At 34.3% G+C, this 16,888-nt stretch carries 13 protein-coding genes and 1 riboswitch; of the genes, 9 read left to right on the forward strand and 4 right to left on the reverse strand.

Going from position 1 to position 16,888, the window contains the following annotated elements; genetic code table 11:
* Window positions 1–14 precede the first annotated feature (14 nt).
* Window positions 15–359 (forward strand): ASCH domain-containing protein, encoded by a 345-nt coding sequence (locus I6760_RS07750; protein ID WP_196593906.1) that lies wholly within the window; start codon window positions 15–17, stop codon window positions 357–359.
* Window positions 360–413: 54 nt separating this feature from the next.
* Window positions 414–591: riboswitch (cobalamin riboswitch) on the forward strand.
* A gap of 205 nt (window positions 592–796) precedes the next feature.
* Window positions 797–2,794: a TonB-dependent receptor plug domain-containing protein gene (locus I6760_RS07755; RefSeq protein WP_231036159.1), complete on the forward strand. Its 1,998-nt coding sequence runs from the start codon at window positions 797–799 to the stop codon at window positions 2,792–2,794.
* A 151-nt stretch (window positions 2,795–2,945) separates the two neighbouring features.
* Here I6760_RS07755 and I6760_RS07760 read toward each other — a convergent pair whose 3' ends face one another.
* The 4 genes from I6760_RS07760 to argR all read right to left on the reverse strand — a co-directional run bounded on the left by I6760_RS07760 (window position 2,946) and on the right by argR (window position 5,923).
* Window positions 2,946–3,197 carry an SHOCT domain-containing protein gene (locus I6760_RS07760; protein WP_231036160.1) on the reverse strand — a complete coding sequence of 84 codons (252 nt, stop codon included), beginning with the start codon at window positions 3,195–3,197 and terminating at the stop codon, window positions 2,946–2,948.
* A gap of 124 nt (window positions 3,198–3,321) precedes the next feature.
* A complete protein-coding gene (gene rodA / locus I6760_RS07765; protein ID WP_196593907.1) occupies window positions 3,322–4,431 on the reverse strand; it encodes a rod shape-determining protein RodA in 1,110 nt (369 codons plus the stop codon).
* A 38-nt stretch (window positions 4,432–4,469) separates the two neighbouring features.
* Window positions 4,470–5,027 (reverse strand): phosphodiesterase, encoded by a 558-nt coding sequence (gene yfcE / locus I6760_RS07770; protein WP_196593908.1) that lies wholly within the window; start codon window positions 5,025–5,027, stop codon window positions 4,470–4,472.
* 419 nt (window positions 5,028–5,446) lie between these two features.
* Window positions 5,447–5,923 (reverse strand): arginine repressor, encoded by a 477-nt coding sequence (gene argR, locus I6760_RS07775; protein WP_196593909.1) that lies wholly within the window; start codon window positions 5,921–5,923, stop codon window positions 5,447–5,449.
* A 429-nt stretch (window positions 5,924–6,352) separates the two neighbouring features.
* On the opposite strand from argR, the gene arcA reads away from it, so the two are divergent.
* The 7 genes from arcA to I6760_RS07810 all read left to right on the forward strand — a co-directional run bounded on the left by arcA (window position 6,353) and on the right by I6760_RS07810 (window position 16,682).
* The gene (arcA, locus tag I6760_RS07780) at window positions 6,353–7,639 is read left to right on the forward strand and encodes an arginine deiminase (protein ID WP_196593910.1); all 1,287 of its coding nucleotides are present in this window, start codon (window positions 6,353–6,355) and stop codon (window positions 7,637–7,639) included.
* 19 nt (window positions 7,640–7,658) lie between these two features.
* Window positions 7,659–8,657: an ornithine carbamoyltransferase gene (argF, locus tag I6760_RS07785; RefSeq protein WP_196593911.1), complete on the forward strand. Its 999-nt coding sequence runs from the start codon at window positions 7,659–7,661 to the stop codon at window positions 8,655–8,657.
* Between the two features lie 91 nt (window positions 8,658–8,748).
* Window positions 8,749–10,170 (forward strand): arginine-ornithine antiporter, encoded by a 1,422-nt coding sequence (gene arcD / locus I6760_RS07790; RefSeq protein WP_196593912.1) that lies wholly within the window; start codon window positions 8,749–8,751, stop codon window positions 10,168–10,170.
* A 43-nt stretch (window positions 10,171–10,213) separates the two neighbouring features.
* Entirely contained in the window at window positions 10,214–11,152 is a 939-nt protein-coding gene (gene arcC, locus I6760_RS07795) for a carbamate kinase (protein WP_196593913.1), read from the forward strand.
* Window positions 11,153–11,408: 256 nt separating this feature from the next.
* A complete protein-coding gene (locus I6760_RS07800) occupies window positions 11,409–12,218 on the forward strand; it encodes a TrmB family transcriptional regulator (RefSeq protein WP_196593914.1) in 810 nt (269 codons plus the stop codon).
* A gap of 329 nt (window positions 12,219–12,547) precedes the next feature.
* Entirely contained in the window at window positions 12,548–14,797 is a 2,250-nt protein-coding gene (locus I6760_RS07805) for an adenosylcobalamin-dependent ribonucleoside-diphosphate reductase (RefSeq protein ID WP_196593915.1), read from the forward strand.
* Between the two features lie 172 nt (window positions 14,798–14,969).
* The gene (locus tag I6760_RS07810; RefSeq protein WP_196593916.1) at window positions 14,970–16,682 is read left to right on the forward strand and encodes a methyl-accepting chemotaxis protein; all 1,713 of its coding nucleotides are present in this window, start codon (window positions 14,970–14,972) and stop codon (window positions 16,680–16,682) included.
* Window positions 16,683–16,888: the final 206 nt, after the last annotated feature.

Raw genomic sequence — 16,888 nt, forward strand, 5'->3', positions numbered from 1 at the left:
AAGAGGTAATTCTTATGATGGCATTAAATTTTCAGGCACCTAAACATGAAAAATTATTGATGATTCGTCAAAAAAATTGTACAGTGCGTTTGGGGGATGTGAGTAAACACTTTCCAGAAAGTTCATTAGTATGGATCACTACAGGTGGTAAATTTCAACCTAAGAAAAAACTTTTTATTGCTTTTTTGGATAAGGTACAGGTTAAAACGATGGCTGAATTGACATCAGAAGATCTTGATCATCAGAACCCGGAGATAAACACACGGGAAGATCTAGTACGCGATTTTGAAAATATTTATAAAAAAAGAATAACATTGGAAGATACTGTAACTGTAATCTATTTTTCCGAAGTTTTATAAGTATTAACAATAAATAATATCTATGCTATAATATTATCTGTACATGAACTGAAAATTGAATATAATGAACCAGGTGCCTTAAAGGCTCAATAGAGAAGCCGGTAAAAGCCGGCACGGTCCCGCCACTGTAACAGGGAGCAATTTTACAAAATGTCACTGAGTAATTATCTTGGGAAGGCGTAAAAGAGCGAAGATCTGAAGTCAGGAGAACTGCCTGGTTAACAAATCACGGTTATGACCTACGAGCGATGGGAAATGGGATTTATTGTAATTGTATATTAAGCACCGATAGGGGTTTATAATGTACACTAAGCTTTCGCGTCTATGGCGAAGGCTTTTTTTGTGTCAATTATAAAATTTTATCAACGTATTCCAAGGGCAGGCTCAAATGTGTTGTCCGCCATAGAATAAATAATATATTATATAAGGAGATTTTTATGAAAAGACTGAAAAAAATAATATTTTTAACTGCTGTTTGTACAGCAACAATCCCGGGAAACATTACTGCTGCCCAGCAAGCAGTGAATGCCAGTGTTGATGGAAAGGATGGACAGTCTGCAGAGTATAATATTGACAATACGATAGTCACAGCCACGCGTAGTAAGAAAAAAAATATTGAAGTGCCTGAGTCTGTAGAAGTAATTACTGCTGAACAAATAAAAAACAGCGGTGCGACAAACGCTGCTGAAGCTTTAGCGAAAGTAAATGGGTTTACTTATAAATCATTTGGACCTGCCGGAGCTTCACGAGGAGCTATGAATAATGAATTAATAATACGCGGTGTAGGTAATGGAACTTTGGTTTTATTAAATGGCAATCCTATTTCCTGGCGGGGAAAGTATGATATAGACGAAATACCGGCTGAAAGTATTGAGCGCATTGAAATAGTAAAAGGAAGTGGCTCAATTTTATATGGCAGTGAAGCAATGGGTGGTGTGGTCAACATCATAACAAAAAAAACAGCCCAAAATACAGTGACTGCTGGTATAGGAAATTATGGCAGGAAATTTTATAATATCAATGCTGGAACTGATAAAATAACAATCAATTACAATCGTGATAAATGGGGAACTGTATCTGACCTCAGTGAAAAATATATTAATTTACATAAGCTTAAAGGAATTGCCCAGACCGATGTGAAAGATGTGCAGAAAGAAAGTGCCGCAGTAAATTATAAGATAAATAATAATTGGAATGCATTTTATGGATATTATCATACCAAAGCTATTTATGATTATTTTATGAGCAGCGTTGATGAGTCAACCGAGGGCATTACATCAGGTATGACATATAATATTCATAAAGCGGTCACTACGCAGCGCATTGGACAATTATCTTATCACGATAATAATGTTAAAGGCAATTTTTATTATAATACGGGAATAATAAAATACAGCGGTCCGACATTTATAGACCGTATGGGAAATCAGGTAAATGATTTTTATAATACGCGTGAACGTAATACATCCTACGGAATTGACGGTCAAAGGACCTGGCATATTGGGGAAAAAACCAATATAATAAGCGGTTTGGATTTGCAAAGAGAAAAATATGAACCACTATTAACAGGTCATGGGGAAAGTGGAAGAAATCGGTCAAGAAATAACTGGGGTGTATTTACGCAGTGGGAACAGCAATTTGACAAGAAAAATACAGGTACTATTGGTATGAGAGAAACATGGACCACTGATGCGGATAACGACCAGAATTACAGTAATTTCAGCATGGCAGGCAGTATTTTACATAAAATGGATAATGAAAATAACATATATTTAAATATTAACCAGTCCTTTATTATGCCGACATTTGCACAGATGTATGGTTCAAGCGATAAGGCAGTGCCTAATCCCGGGCTGAAACCGCAGACAGGGATAAATTACGAGCTGGGCTGGAAGAAAAATAGTGGTAGACATAATTGGAAAGCAGCTGTTTTTCATACTGTCATAAAAGATAATATCACAGCAAAATTAAACAATGCCAAGACCGAATATACATATTTGAATGAAGATTTCAGAAATACTGGGATAGAATTATCATGTGATATTGCTGATAAGGCAGACAATTTTACTTATAAATGGGGAATCACTTATCAAAATCCTCGCGTTAAAAGTACCAATAAAGATTATTGGGATGAAAAATATGGACGTTTGCAGCTAATGAGCGGGCTTACTTATAAATACAGAAAACTAAATTCTACTATTAGTGCTTCATATTTGTGTGATAGAGTGGAAGCTCTTGACAATGAACATTCTACGAAAGTAAAACCTTATCTGCTAACTACATGGAATACGATTTATCAGCCTGATGCTAATAACGAAATTGCGCTGACAATAGATAACCTGCTAGATCGCAGAGATAATGTAATGCAATCTTCAACAAATTATAATATTATAACTCCGGTAAATTACTTATTGACATTTACGCATAAGTTTTAATCAAAAACAGGCTGCCGCATAAGGATATTGACATCATAAAATGCAGTTTATTACCGCTGTGCTGTTAAGAACAGACAAGGTAAATATACACATTTGTGAATGAAAATTTCTGTGCGCGGCAGTCTAGTTATATTAAGCCAAAACAAAAAAATTATTCTAAATCTTTTTTTATACGGTGGAATTCTTCACTGGTTATTTCTCCGCGGGCATAACGCTGTTTTAATATATCAAGTGCGGTATCCTGATGCTGAAGTGAATGGGTGCTACCATGAAAAATTGTCCTGTAAAACCAGATAGCAGCCATAATGATAAGAACAGTAGAGGCTACATGAGTGATTATACTAAAGCCTGTACCAAACCAATTGAAAGGACCATTGTATCCACTATATCCATATCCCATCATAATTATTACCTTCCTTATTAGTAATATAAAATTAGTTAATAAAAAATATTAAGAAAAATATTTTACTTATTCTTTTTATGCATATAGAATTATGCATAAAAAGAATAAGTATTTATAAAAATATTTAAAATATAAGTTGTTGACGATTATTATAAATATTAAGCAGCAGGCCCATTGATAATATATTAGTAATAAGCGAGCTTACGCCATAACTTATAAATGGGAGTGGAATGCCTGTTACAGGCATTATTCCTATTGTCATGCCTACATTTACTAATACATGGAAAGCCAGCATGGAATTAACACCGACAGCTAGTAGTATTCCAAAATTATCGCTGGCTTCCCGAGCAATTCGCATACCACGCCATAAAAGAAATAAAAATATTAAAAGAACTATTGCTGTGCCGATAAAACCCGTTTCTTCACCAATAACAGCAAAGATAAAATCAGTATGATTTTCTGGAAGAAAATTTAGCTGACTTTGTGTTCCTTGAAATAGACCCTTACCAAATAGAAGACCCGAACCAATAGCTATTTTTGATTGTATTATATGGTATCCTGAACCTAAAGGATCTATATTAGGATTAATAAAAACCATGATACGCATTTTCTGGTAATCTTTTAAAAAATGCCAAAAAATAGGCAGTAAGGACAGACCAAAACCAAAAAGAATAGCAATTAATCTCATGTTAACGCCGGCAGCAAAAATCATGCCAAAAAATATAGCCAGAAAGACAAGTGCTGTACCTAAATCAGGTTGAGTAACAACTAAACAGAAAGGAACAATGAGGTATAAAGCAACTGGCAGCAGGTCTTTAAATGTATTTAACTTGCCTACTCTGTTTTCAAGTAGAGCAGCTAGAGAAATTATCATTATTAATTTAGAAAACTCTGATGGTTGAAAACTGATTGGTCCTATTTGTATCCAGCGTTGTGCGCCTAAGGCAGAATGACCGGCAATATCAACTGCTAGCAGCAAAATAGCATTAAATATATATAGCTTATTTCCAAGCGGCTGTAGCATACGGTAATCAAATTTCATCATTATAAATACTAGTGCAGCGCCTATTAAAGCAAAGATACTTTGGCGCTGTACGTACCAATACCGTTCATTACCCGGGGTGTTTACGTGTGTTGCACTGCCGATTATAACAATACCAATCAGAATTAAAATAGCAACTGCAATTATTAATGGCAGGTCTATACGGCGTAAAAATCTACTGTTGTTGAACATATTGTCCTGAGGGACCTCCTATTTTATTAGTGAATTGTTTATCGCTTGAGTGACATAATAATTTCTCCTGAATCAATGTCAATTATTTCAATTTCTTTATCTGTAAGAATTGCGGCAGTTTGTTTTTTATCAGTTCTTTTACTTAATGATGGTGATCCGGGATTTAGAAAAATTGTTTTCCCACGTTTTTCCAGCACATTAATATGGACATGCCCGCTTATAAAGATATCGGCCTTAAGATGTGCCGCCATAGTATCCTTTTCTTTATCGGACATTACATGATGACCGTGGGTTGTTATAATTTTCAGTCCATTCACAACTACATACGTATATGGTGCTTGTATGGGGGTATTTAAAACGAGCTGGTCTACCTCACTGTCGCAATTGCCTTTAGCAATAATTATAGGCATAGGGAGGCTGTTTATTTTTTCTGCTAGTTTTGCAGGATTATAGTCAGGCAGCATAGGATTCCTTGGACCATGATAGAGAACATCTCCGGCGTGAATTATCATATCTGAATCCTTAAATAGTTTTTCATATGCAAGAGAAAAACGATCCACACAGCCATGTGTATCACTTATTATTCCTATTTTCATAGAATTAACACTCCTTTTAGATGTTTTAATGATTGTGTGACGATACCACAGTGAAATTTATATTAATTGAAGCTATATAGATATCCATATAGTTTAAGCTGAAATTGAGTATGGTAAGTTTGTACTGTTTAATTTTATAAAAATAATACATAATAAAAAAATGATAGTCTTTTAGCTAAATTATACTTATAAGTGTAATAAAATTCAACAGCAATGGAAAAAATTAAATCAGATTTGCTCATTAAAATAGTATTAATAGGGCGGCCGGCAGTCTGGTCTGGATTATATTTGTGGCTATATATACTGTTCAAAGTATGGCGAATTTATATTATTTTGCCAAAAATTCAAATAAAAACAGGCATTATTGTATTTTCTATATAATAATGCCTGTTTTTATTTGAATTTTGTCAGATCGTTTTTTAGAGACAGGTTTTGTGGATGGACATCTTTAACAGTGTTTGTAATTTTTTTAGAACAGTAGTGGTTATTATATTTGATTTTATAATTATTAGTAAAGTATTATCTCCTGCCAATGTTCCAAGTATCTCGGGAAATTTGATATAGTCAATAAAAAAAGCAACAGCTTCAGCTGAGCCGGGCAAAGTGTGCATAACAATAATATTTTCACTAAAATCCATTGATAATACAGAGTCCTGGAAGATACGTAAATGGCCCTTGATTGAATAACTATGTGATGAATCGGTTCTACAGGCATATCGGTAACGTCCCGTACCAGTTGGAATTTTCATTAGCATTAAACGATTTATATCACGCGAAACAGTGGCTTGTGTAACATTAAATCCTTCTTTTTGCAGTATGGTTAAAAGCTCATTTTGTGTATTGACCTCGTGCGTTGTGATAATTTGTTTAATTTTCTCAAGTCGTAAATTTTTCATAAAATTCACTTCTCTTTCCTTAGTTTTTATAAATTAAAAATAAACAGCATTATTTTTTATAATATATCCCTTAATGTGTTTTAGTCAATTAATTTACATACTTATAATAGATGTAATACTTATTAAAGGTTAAAAAAATAAAATGAATATTTATAAAAAAATAATTAAGAAAAAACTGATTACTTAAATAAATCCTTAATATACAATGAAATAAAATACAAAGTAAAGTTTATTTTTATTCCAAATGAATATAATATTATAAAAAATAGTTATTATTGTGTTTGACAAAACCTTTATAATTTAATATACTTCAATCATAGTAACCACCTAGGTAGTTAATAGATAATAAACAGAAAGAAGTGTTTGCAGAAATTATAAACTGGCAATAGAAAATAGTATTGATAATTAATTGTAACATAGGAGAAAACTATGGAAAGTACATTATTAAGAAAACCTATAAATAAAACTGATAAGATAATTGATCCGAATAAAGTGTTAAATGTCACATCAGAAATTGGTAGATTGAAAACGGTACTGCTTCATAGGCCCGGCCAGGAAATTGAAAATTTAACGCCGGATCTTTTAGGCAGATTACTATTCGATGATATTCCGTATCTTAAGATTGCACAGGAAGAACATGATTGTTTTGCTGATATTTTGCGGAAGAACGGGGTAAAAGTTTTATATCTGGAAGAACTTGCGGTAGAAACAATTTCAGATGAAGAAGTTAAACAAAAATTTATCAGGCAATTCATTGATGAAGCTTCGGTTTCCGGTGAAAGTTTGCAAAAAACATTGATAGAATATTTTGGCAGTCTTCCCAATAAAACTTTGATCAATAAAATGATGTCTGGTGTGCGAAAAGAAGAAATAGACAAAAAACATTGTAAATCGCTTTGTGGGCAGATAGATGATAATTATCCATTTATCTGTGATCCAATGCCAAATTTGTATTTTACCAGGGATCCCTTTGCGGTCGTTGGTAATGGTATTAGCTTAAATCATATGCGTACACAGACAAGAAACAGGGAAACAATTTTTGCTAAGTATATTTTTGCTAATCATCCATATTTTAAAGATGCTGAAATACCGTTTTGGTTTGATCGGGATGAAAAAACATCTATTGAAGGTGGAGATATTCTGGTACTGAACAATACGACTTTGGCTATTGGTATATCACAAAGGACAGATGCTGCTTCTATTGATAAGATATGTAAAAGGTTATTTTTGAATAATACGAATTTTAAAACTGTTCTTGCTTTTAATATTCCGGTGTCAAGAGCGTTCATGCATTTAGATACAGTTTTTACTATGGTTGATCGTGATAAATTTACGATACATTCAGGAATAGAAGGGCCATTGACTGTTTATGAAATAACAAAACAGGGAGATCAGAATCATTTAGAAATAAATATAGAAAAACAGAACGCTAAATTAGAGGATATTCTGCAAAAACATTTAGGCTGTGAAATAACACTTATTCGTTGTGGGAACGGGGATAAAATCGCCGGAGCACGCGAACAATGGAATGATGGAGCTAACACACTGGCAATCGCACCAAGAGAAGTTGTGGTTTATTCCCGCAATTATGTTACAAACAAAATACTTTCAGAAAAATATGGGATTAAGCTTCATATTATTCCTTCATCTGAATTATCGCGTGGCCGAGGTGGTCCAAGGTGTATGAGTATGCCGCTTTATCGAGAAGATTTATAACAAAAAGGAGATTGTTGATATGGGTTTCAATTTAAAAAATCGTAGTTTTTTGACATTGTTAGATTTTTCACCTAAGGAAATAAATTATATGCTTGATTTAGCAAAGAATTTGAAACAAGCAAAATATACAGGAAATGAACAGCAGAAACTCAGAGGGAAAAATATAGTAATCCTTTTTGAAAAAGATTCTACAAGAACCAGATGTTCTTTTGAAGTTGGAGCATATGATCAAGGGGCAGGAGTTACTTATTTAGGCCCTACAGGTAGTCAGATTGGGAAAAAGGAATCTATTGCCGATACAGCTCGTGTATTAGGACGCATGTATGATGGAATTGAATATCGCGGTTTTGATCAGAAAATTGTTGAAAAATTGGCAAAATATTCAGGGGTACCAGTATGGAACGGACTTACTGATGCTGATCATCCTACGCAGGTTTTAGCTGATTTTTTAACAGCAAAAGAACATTTGAATAAACCATATGAAAAAATGGTTTTTGCTTTTTTGGGCGATGGCAGGAATAATGTTGCTAATGCCTTAATGATAGGTGCAGCTAAAATGGGAATGGATTTTCGTATTGCAGCACCTAAAGAGTTGTGGCCGGAAAATGAATTATTGGAAAAATGCCGCTCAATTGCTGGATATACTGGTGGAAGAATAACTATTACTGAAGATGTTGCGGCAGGAGTTAAACACGCAGATGTTTTATATACGGATGTTTGGGTTTCTATGGGAGAAGCAGATGAAATATGGGCACAGAGAATAAAATTGCTGACGCCATATAGAATAACTTCACAGGTATTGAGAATGACTGAAAATGATAAAGTCATTTTTGAGCATTGCCTGCCGGCATTTCATAATACTGAAACTAAAGTTGGGAAAAAGATTTTTGAAAAATTTGGTTTAAAGGAAATGGAAGTTAGTAATGAAGTATTTGAAGGAAAACATTCAGTTGTTTTTGACGAAGCGGAAAATAGAATGCATACAATAAAGGCTGTTATGGTCGCTGCTTTAAGCTGAGTGATGGCAAAATGCTGTTCAGCAGAGAAGGGCAGCTGAACAGCATTTTATAAAATTAAATAATATTATCAATAATAAAGAGGTGTTATCCTTGGAAAAAGACAATAAATTAGGTATTTTTGCTTTAGGAGCTATGGTAGTAGGTTCTATGATTGGCGGAGGTGCTTTTGCTTTACCAACGGATATGGCTAAAGGAGCTGGCGCTGGTGCGATCTTAATAGCGTGGGTCATTACAGGTATAGGAATGATTGCTTTAGCCTTAGTATATCAGACACTTTCCGTAAGAAAACCGGAATTAAGTGGTGGCATATATAGTTATGCCAAGGCTGGTTTTGGTGATTATGTAGGTTTCGTTTCGGCATGGGGATATTGGTTTAGTGCTTTACTCGGAAATGTATCATACAGTGTCATGCTGTTTGGGGCTTTGGGATATTTTTTCCCTGTTTTTGGTCAGGGGAATAATGTGGTTTCCATAATTTGCGCGTCAATACTTATTTGGGGCATACAAGCTTTGATTTTAAGGGGTGTAAAGCAGGCCGTATATATCAATGTAATAACGACTATAGCTAAATTGGTTCCCATTTTTTTATTTATTATTGTTTGCATTATATTTTTTAAGGTTGATATATTTTCATTTGATATATGGGGAAGTAATAATCCTTCTTTAGGGAGTGTTATGGATCAAGTAAAAAGTACAATGCTTGTTACATTGTGGGTGTTTATCGGTGTAGAAGGTGCTGTTGTATTTTCCGGCAGGGCACGTAAAAAAAGTGATGTAGGTAAAGCCACTGTAATTGGATTGGTAGGAACACTGCTCATATATGTTTTGATTTCTCTGTTATCATTGGGTGTCATGACGCAACAACAGTTATCACAGCAGGCTACACCATCTATGGCTTATGTGCTTGAAGCTGTAATAGGGCCAACTGGTGCGGCTATAATTAATGCAGGTCTGGTTGTATCATTGCTGGGAGCACTTTTAGGGTGGTCACTATTATCAGCAGAAGTACCATTTGTAGCGGCAAAAGATGGAGTTTTCCCAAAAATTTTTACGAAAGAAAATAAAAATGGAGCGCCAATTATTTCTTTAACAGCTACAAATATCATAGTACAAATTGCATTATTATTGACGTTATTTGCCAGTAGTACGTACCAAGCGTTATATTCCATAGCCAGTTCTGCAATTTTAGTACCATATTTATTAAGTGCTTTATACGGACTAAAAATAGTAATTACACGGGAAACGTATGATGTTAATTCACATAATAGTATGAGGGATATGATTTGCGGAATGGTATCAACTATATATGCAGCATGGCTTATTTATGCTGCCGGGCTGCAATATCTTTTGCTTATTACGATATTATATGCTGCTGGTGTGATTGTCTTTGTAAAAGCTAAAAAAGAAAAAAAACAACAAGTTTTTACACGGTATGAAGCTGCTTTGGCAGTGTTATTTATAATATTTGGAATTGTGGCTTTGAAATTGATGTATAGTGGATTGTTGACGTAAAGATGATGTGTCTTTGGAAATAAATATATAAGGAGTCGGGAGTATGCGGGCAATTATAGCATTGGGAGGCAATGCACTACAGGCCGAAGGAGTACCGGCTACGGCCGAATGTCAGTTGAAAACAATAAAAAATACAGCAGTTTATTTAGCTGATATGATTGAAAATGATATACAAATTGTTATAGTACATGGAAATGGACCACAGGTAGGCCGGATTGTAGTACAAAATGAGTATGCCAAAAGTTTAACCCCGCCAATGCCATTTGATATTTGTGGAGCGATGAGCCAAGGGATGATAGGCTATCATATACAACAAGCATTGGGAGAAGAACTTCATAAGCGTCATATAGATAAACATGTTGTTACTGTCATAACCCAGACCATAGTTGATGAAAATGATAAAGGATTTCAACATCCTACAAAGCCTATCGGTCCGTATTACAGTGAAGCTGAAGCCCAAAAACTTCATGTAGAAAAAGGATATTCAATTATGGAAGATTCAGGGCGCGGTTACAGAAGAATAGTGGCATCGCCTGTTCCACAGAAAATAATAGAAATAGATACTATAAGAAAACTTGTCGATAATGGAGAAATAGTAATATCGGCAGGCGGTGGAGGTATCCCGGTAGTTAAACAGAGTGATGAATCATTACGAGGTGTAACGGCAGTTATTGACAAAGATCTTGCGGCAGCTGAATTAGCAGATGCGTTATCGGCGGATCAGTTTATCATATTGACAGCTGTTGATAATGTTGCTATTAACTTTGGTAAAGCAGATCAGCAGGCTCTAAAACGGCTCACACTCAAAGAAGCAGAAAGATATATAAACGAGGGACAATTTGGTACAGGAAGTATGCTGCCTAAAATACAAGCAGCAATGAACTTTGTTGGTGCCAACCCAGAGAAAAGGGCAATAGTAGCATCTTTAAAGAATGCTAAGGATGCGTTAAGAGGAAAATCAGGCACAATAATTGTAGCGTGAATTTATTAGTTTCATATAATAGAAAAGCAACTTGAAGTATTTTGAAAATCAAGTTGCTTTTTTATTTTGTAAAAAAATATATAATGAGAAGCTGTTTTTATTGATATTTATACATACTTATTTGCATTTATTTTCATAAAATCATATAATATTATACTATATAAGTCATAATTTATAGTTGTATTTATGGATATATTCATAAAATTTAAATAGATTTATTAATGAAAGGGTTATTACTAAGGAAAGAAGGTTTAAAATGAATGACAAACAAAGTAATGTTGTCAATGAATTAATGAAAATAGGTCTTACTAAGTATGAAGCTTCTGTTTACGTTACACTATTAGAAAATCCGCGCATTACGGCCTATGAAATTAGTAAGAGATCAAGTGTGCCTCAATCTAAGATTTATTCAATAGTTAAAGAATTAGTTAATAAGAATTTTCTTAATTTGGTAGATCAGATATCTCCTAAAAAATATGTGGCTATACCATTAGATGATCTTTTGGAAAATTATAAAAAAGAGACGGATTCGCGTATTAAGTATATTAAGGAAAATGCTAAAAACATGAATACAGGAAGGGAATATGATTATTTCCTTCATTTTTATGGTACTGAAAAAATATTCAATAAACTCCATGAAATGGTGCAGAGAGCTACAGAAAGTTTGTATCTGGATATTTGGGCAGAAGATTATGAAAAATTATATGATGATTTGTTTGCAGCACAAAAAAGAGGTGTAAAAATAGTCTGTGTTGTTTACGGACCTGTTAAGTGTGAGCTGGGAAAAATGTATTATCATGAAATGGAAGGGATGATTGATGATGCAGCCCAAAATGGTCGTTGGTTATCATTAGTGTCAGATTATTCACAATGCCTGTTTGCTATATTGAAACCATTGGACAGCTGTGGATTTTGGACACAAAATAAAGCGTTTATGCTTGTTACGGAGTGCTTTATCACGCATGATATTTTAATTGCTGAAATTTATGGTAAATTCAGGCCGATGCTTGTAAAAGAATTTGGGCCAAATCTTGAAAAGATAAGAAAAAACCTGAAGATTGGATAAAATTTTTATAATGGATAAGACTTTTTTAGTTTTGAAGTTATTTTGCAGAGCAGGAACCATGTACTAAAGGCTGCTCTGTTTTTTTATATTAAAAATATTGAATGGTACTAAGTGCATATCTCTATGTCAATCTTTAAAATAATCAATATATGGTAGATAAATATTGATTATTGTCATTAAATAACTATATATAGTATACTGGGTATCATTTTAAAATTGCATGGAAAGAAAATATAAATTATAATAAATAAGCTTAGATATGCAATATCAGATAAGAATGTTTTCTGACTTTAGTAATAAGATATTTAATTTTAGAAGGAGAGAGCTTTTTGGAAAAGTGGTACGAAAATGATATAGGCAAAGGTATTTTGCAATCAAAATATTATCATATTGGGGAAAATGATCCACAAAAATTTATTAATCGTGTTACTTCTATATTTTCGCCAGAAATAAAAGCAGCTATGCATAAATATTTGGAAGATGGGGCTGTTTGTCCGGCAGGCAGGACTTTATATGCAACTGGAGCAAAAGGCAAATTTAAGGCTAGTTTGAGCAACTGTTATATATTGCCATCACCAGAAGATAATATCGAATCAATATTCAAGGTCAATGCGGAAATAGCAAGAATATTTTCTTATGGCGGGGGCATAGGCGTAAACATTAGCAAACTGCGGCCAAAGGAAAGCCAGGTTAATAACGCAGCGCGTACTTCAACCGGCTCAGTATCCTTCTTGAAAATTTTCGATTCCACGGGCGAAGTTATAAGCCAAAATGGACGTCGGGGGGCTATGATGGTAGGTCTTAACTGTGATCATCCTGATATATATGAATTCCTCCATATGAAACAAAATAATGAAAAACTGGCTTCAATGAATATATCTATTTTATTTAAAGATGATTTTATGAAGGCTGTAGTAAATAACGAAGAATATGAGTTAAAATTTGATGTTGAAGCAACAGGACAAAAGATCAGAAAAAAAATTAATGCTGCAGAATTTTTTGCAGAATATTGCCAGACACAGTGGGACTGGGGAGATCCGGGAGCATTATTTGTTGATAGGCTAAATGATTATACATTATTAAGCGGCTATGATGATTATAATATCGAAATAACTAATCCTTGTGGTGAATTTGGTGGAAATGCGTATAATTCATGCAATCTTATGAGTATAAATCTTTATAATTTCATTAGTGATAAATTTACTGAAAAAGCGCAGCTTGATAAAGAAGAATTTGCAAAAGCCGTTAATGTTGCGGTTCGTGCTTTGGATGAAGTATTGGATTACGGATATGAAACACAGCCCTTGGATGCTAATCGTAAATGTATAGATGATTGGCGTAGTATTGGACTGGGACTTTTTGGCGTAGCCGATGCTCTTATTGCTATGAAATTAAAATATGGGGAAAAAGATGCTAATGATTTTGTAGCAGCAGTTATGCGGATAATGCTTATTGAGGCAGCTAAAGCATCATCCAAAATGGCCGAAGAAAAGGGCACTTTTGGTCGTTATGACTGGGAAAAAACAAAAAAATCACCGATAATTGCACTGCTCAGAAAAGAAGCACCAGATGTATACGAAAGAATAGAAACTTATGGACTTAGAAACGGAACTTTACTAGCAATTGCCCCGACAGGTACTATTTCCTTGTTAATGGGAGTATTCTCTGGCGGATGTGAACCTCTTTATAAAATAAGTTATATGCGGACAACGCATAAAATGGAGGGAGAAAAGAAAGCTTTTAAGGTCTATGCCCATTCTGTAAAGGATTTGTTAGATTATCATAAATTGAGCTATGATACTTCTGATGAAGAAATAAAAAAATATTTTCCCTGGATTATCGAAAGTCATGATGTGCCATATTTGAATCGTGTCAAGCTGCAGGCAGCAATGCAAAAGTATGTTGATAATTCAATATCATCAACAGTAAATCTGCGGCATGATGCTACAGCAAAGGATATAAAAAACATTTATATCGAAGCATGGCAGGCTAGGTGCAAAGGGATAACTGTATTTCGCGATGGTTGCAAACGCGGTAATATACTAGGCGTGACAAATAAGAAATCAAAAATAGAATATGATACTATTACGCCGATAAAACGCGATAATATAGAACGCTTGGATGGATGTACTTTAGTGCGTCATACTTCATGTGTCGATAAAATGTACATTACAATTAATAAAACAATGGATGGACAAGTGTTTGAAGTATTTACAAATGCTTCAGGTGGCTGTGCCAGTAATATTGCCACAATTACTCGACTTACATCACTGGCATTAAGGTCAGGGATAAGTGTAAAACATATAATAAAACAGCTTGCTGTCAGCAAATGTTCAGCTTGCCAAGCTCTTATACGCGGGGGTAAGAAGAATATATCACTTTCATGTGGTAATGCTATAGCATCAGCTTTGGCAGAAATATATAATGAAGCTCAGCAGAAGAAAAATAATGAAAAATATGTTGATGAAAGTGAAGATGCTTCAATAAATAAAAAATGTCCAGAATGTGGTCATTATACATTAAAGCCGGAAGGCAACTGTGTTACATGCACATATTGCGGTTGGTCTAAATGTGAGTAGTATAAATTAAATGAATATTTTGGGATAAAAGGGGCTGTAACTTAGGAGTTACAGCCCCTTTTATCCCAAAATATAATAAGAACTAATAATTATGGCAGGAAAATATTAAAATTTATTGAAGTAAACTATTAGGCAGCAATAAATGATAAAAAAAAATAAAAGGGGAAGTAGTATGGAAAAATTAAATAATGTTAAAATTGTCTATAAAGCGGCAGTTATGATTGTTATTGGTGTATTAGGTATGATAACTGTTGGATATACTGGTTATTCTTATCTGAGCGGGGCTCAAAAAGCTATGGATAATATATATTTTCAGAATATGCAGTCAATACAGCATCTTAATAAAACCATAATTGATACACGAATATTACAAAGTCGGACTATACAGACAATAATAGAAACAGATCCGGCAAAATTGGAACAACGTAAAGCCGATTTTGTTAAATTTAGTAATAACTATGAACAAGAATGGCAGGAATATGAGAAAACAGCATCACCAGCTGGAAAAAGTCAGCTGGCGGAGACTGATAATTATTGGAAAATTTATAAAAATACTCTGAATAATATAATGGAACTGGCTATTCAAGGGAAAAAGGCGGAAGCAGCCGATTTATATGAGCACCAGGGTGCTGCCTCTATGATAAAAATACGGGATAAGCTGAATGATTTGCAAAAAGTAGAAAACGATGCTGCCAAAAAAATAAATCAAAGCAATGAATCAGCGGTCCAGAGTGCTTTACATAATATAATTATAAAAACTATTGTTGTGTTTTTAATTTTGGCTGTTTTTTGTTTTTGGTTTGTAAAACAAATCATCACTCCATTGAGCCAGATGATAGAAATATGTCGAAAACTGCGTGATGGGGATTACAGCGAAACAAAACGTCAAATTGAAAGAAAAGATGAGTTTGGTGATATGGCAGATATGCTTTTTAATATGCGCAATGAAGTAGCTGCCCTCATGAAACAAATAAATAGTTCTATAGAACAAGTAGCTGCGTCTTCAGAAGAATTAACAGCTAGTTCTATGCAGTCAGCTCAGACGGCTACTGAAGTGGCAAAATCGGCAACGAATGCCTCATCTGTAGTGGAAAAACATAAAGAAGCAGTAAAAAGAGGAAAAGAAGCAGTAGAGCAGGTAACAGTGTCTATTGAAAACATCAGGACTGAATCAGATAAGGTAGCGCAGCACGCTTCAAATGTGTCACAGCATGTCACTGAAGGGAATAAGACAATAGATAAGTCTGTCGCAAAAATTAAAAATGTGGAGGAAACAGTACAATCATCAGCCAAAATTGTTGAAAAATTAGGACAGAGTTCACAAGAAATAGGACAGATAATTGATACAATTTCCGATATTGCCGGACAGACAAATCTTTTGGCACTTAATGCTGCTATTGAAGCAGCCCGGGCTGGAGAACATGGTAAAGGATTTGCTGTTGTAGCGGAAGAAGTAAGAAAACTTGCTGAACAGTCTCGGGAAGCAGCAGAAAAAATAGCATCACTTATAGGAAAGATACAAAATGATACTGATGATGCTGTTTCAGCTATGCAGCAAGGACGGACAGAAGTAGTAGAAGGGGCAGATTCTGTACAGGGACTGCGCCATATGTTTGAACAAATTAATGAGCTGGTAAATAAAGTTTCCAGACAAATGGGGAAAATGGCTGGAGCTGTTGACCAAGTGACTGATAGTGCCCGGAATATTGCCAATGAAGTGGAAACTATAGATAAACATGGCGATAAGGTATCGGAAGAAATGCAGTCGGTGTCAGCGGCAACACAGCAGCAGTCGGCTTCTTCGGAAGAAATTGCTTCAGCTAGTGAAGCTCTGGCAAAACTGGCGCAGAAATCACAAGAAATGCTGCATAAATTTAAGTTTTAAATTGCGTTTGAAGTAAAGTAAAATGAAAATGCCGGGTAAGCAGCTATTACTGCTTACCCGGCATTTTCTGTGTGGAGGATATTTTATTAGAGGAAAGATAATTTATATAAATGATATTAATTATCAATTACATAATAACATACTGTATTAAATTAGTCAAACGCAATAAAAAAAACTGCCTACAGAAAAATTTATTTTAAAATACA

The sequence above is a fragment of the Pectinatus sottacetonis genome (genome assembly GCF_015732155.1).
In the GTDB taxonomy this organism is placed as follows: domain Bacteria; phylum Bacillota; class Negativicutes; order Selenomonadales; family Selenomonadaceae; genus Pectinatus; species Pectinatus sottacetonis.

What these genes read in the sequence shown, in the direction of transcription:
- I6760_RS07750 (WP_196593906.1), top strand. Translation starts at nt 15, where the DNA reads ATGATGGCATTAAATTTTCAGGCACCTAAACATGAAAAATTATTGATG.
- I6760_RS07755 (WP_231036159.1), top strand. Translation starts at nt 797, where the DNA reads ATGAAAAGACTGAAAAAAATAATATTTTTAACTGCTGTTTGTACAGCA.
- I6760_RS07760 (WP_231036160.1), bottom strand. Translation starts at nt 3,197, where the DNA reads ATGATGGGATATGGATATAGTGGATACAATGGTCCTTTCAATTGGTTT.
- rodA (WP_196593907.1), bottom strand. Translation starts at nt 4,431, where the DNA reads ATGTTCAACAACAGTAGATTTTTACGCCGTATAGACCTGCCATTAATA.
- yfcE (WP_196593908.1), bottom strand. Translation starts at nt 5,027, where the DNA reads ATGAAAATAGGAATAATAAGTGATACACATGGCTGTGTGGATCGTTTT.
- argR (WP_196593909.1), bottom strand. Translation starts at nt 5,923, where the DNA reads ATGAAAAATTTACGACTTGAGAAAATTAAACAAATTATCACAACGCAC.
- arcA (WP_196593910.1), top strand. Translation starts at nt 6,353, where the DNA reads ATGGAAAGTACATTATTAAGAAAACCTATAAATAAAACTGATAAGATA.
- argF (WP_196593911.1), top strand. Translation starts at nt 7,659, where the DNA reads ATGGGTTTCAATTTAAAAAATCGTAGTTTTTTGACATTGTTAGATTTT.
- arcC (WP_196593913.1), top strand. Translation starts at nt 10,214, where the DNA reads ATGCGGGCAATTATAGCATTGGGAGGCAATGCACTACAGGCCGAAGGA.
- I6760_RS07800 (WP_196593914.1), top strand. Translation starts at nt 11,409, where the DNA reads ATGAATGACAAACAAAGTAATGTTGTCAATGAATTAATGAAAATAGGT.
- I6760_RS07810 (WP_196593916.1), top strand. Translation starts at nt 14,970, where the DNA reads ATGGAAAAATTAAATAATGTTAAAATTGTCTATAAAGCGGCAGTTATG.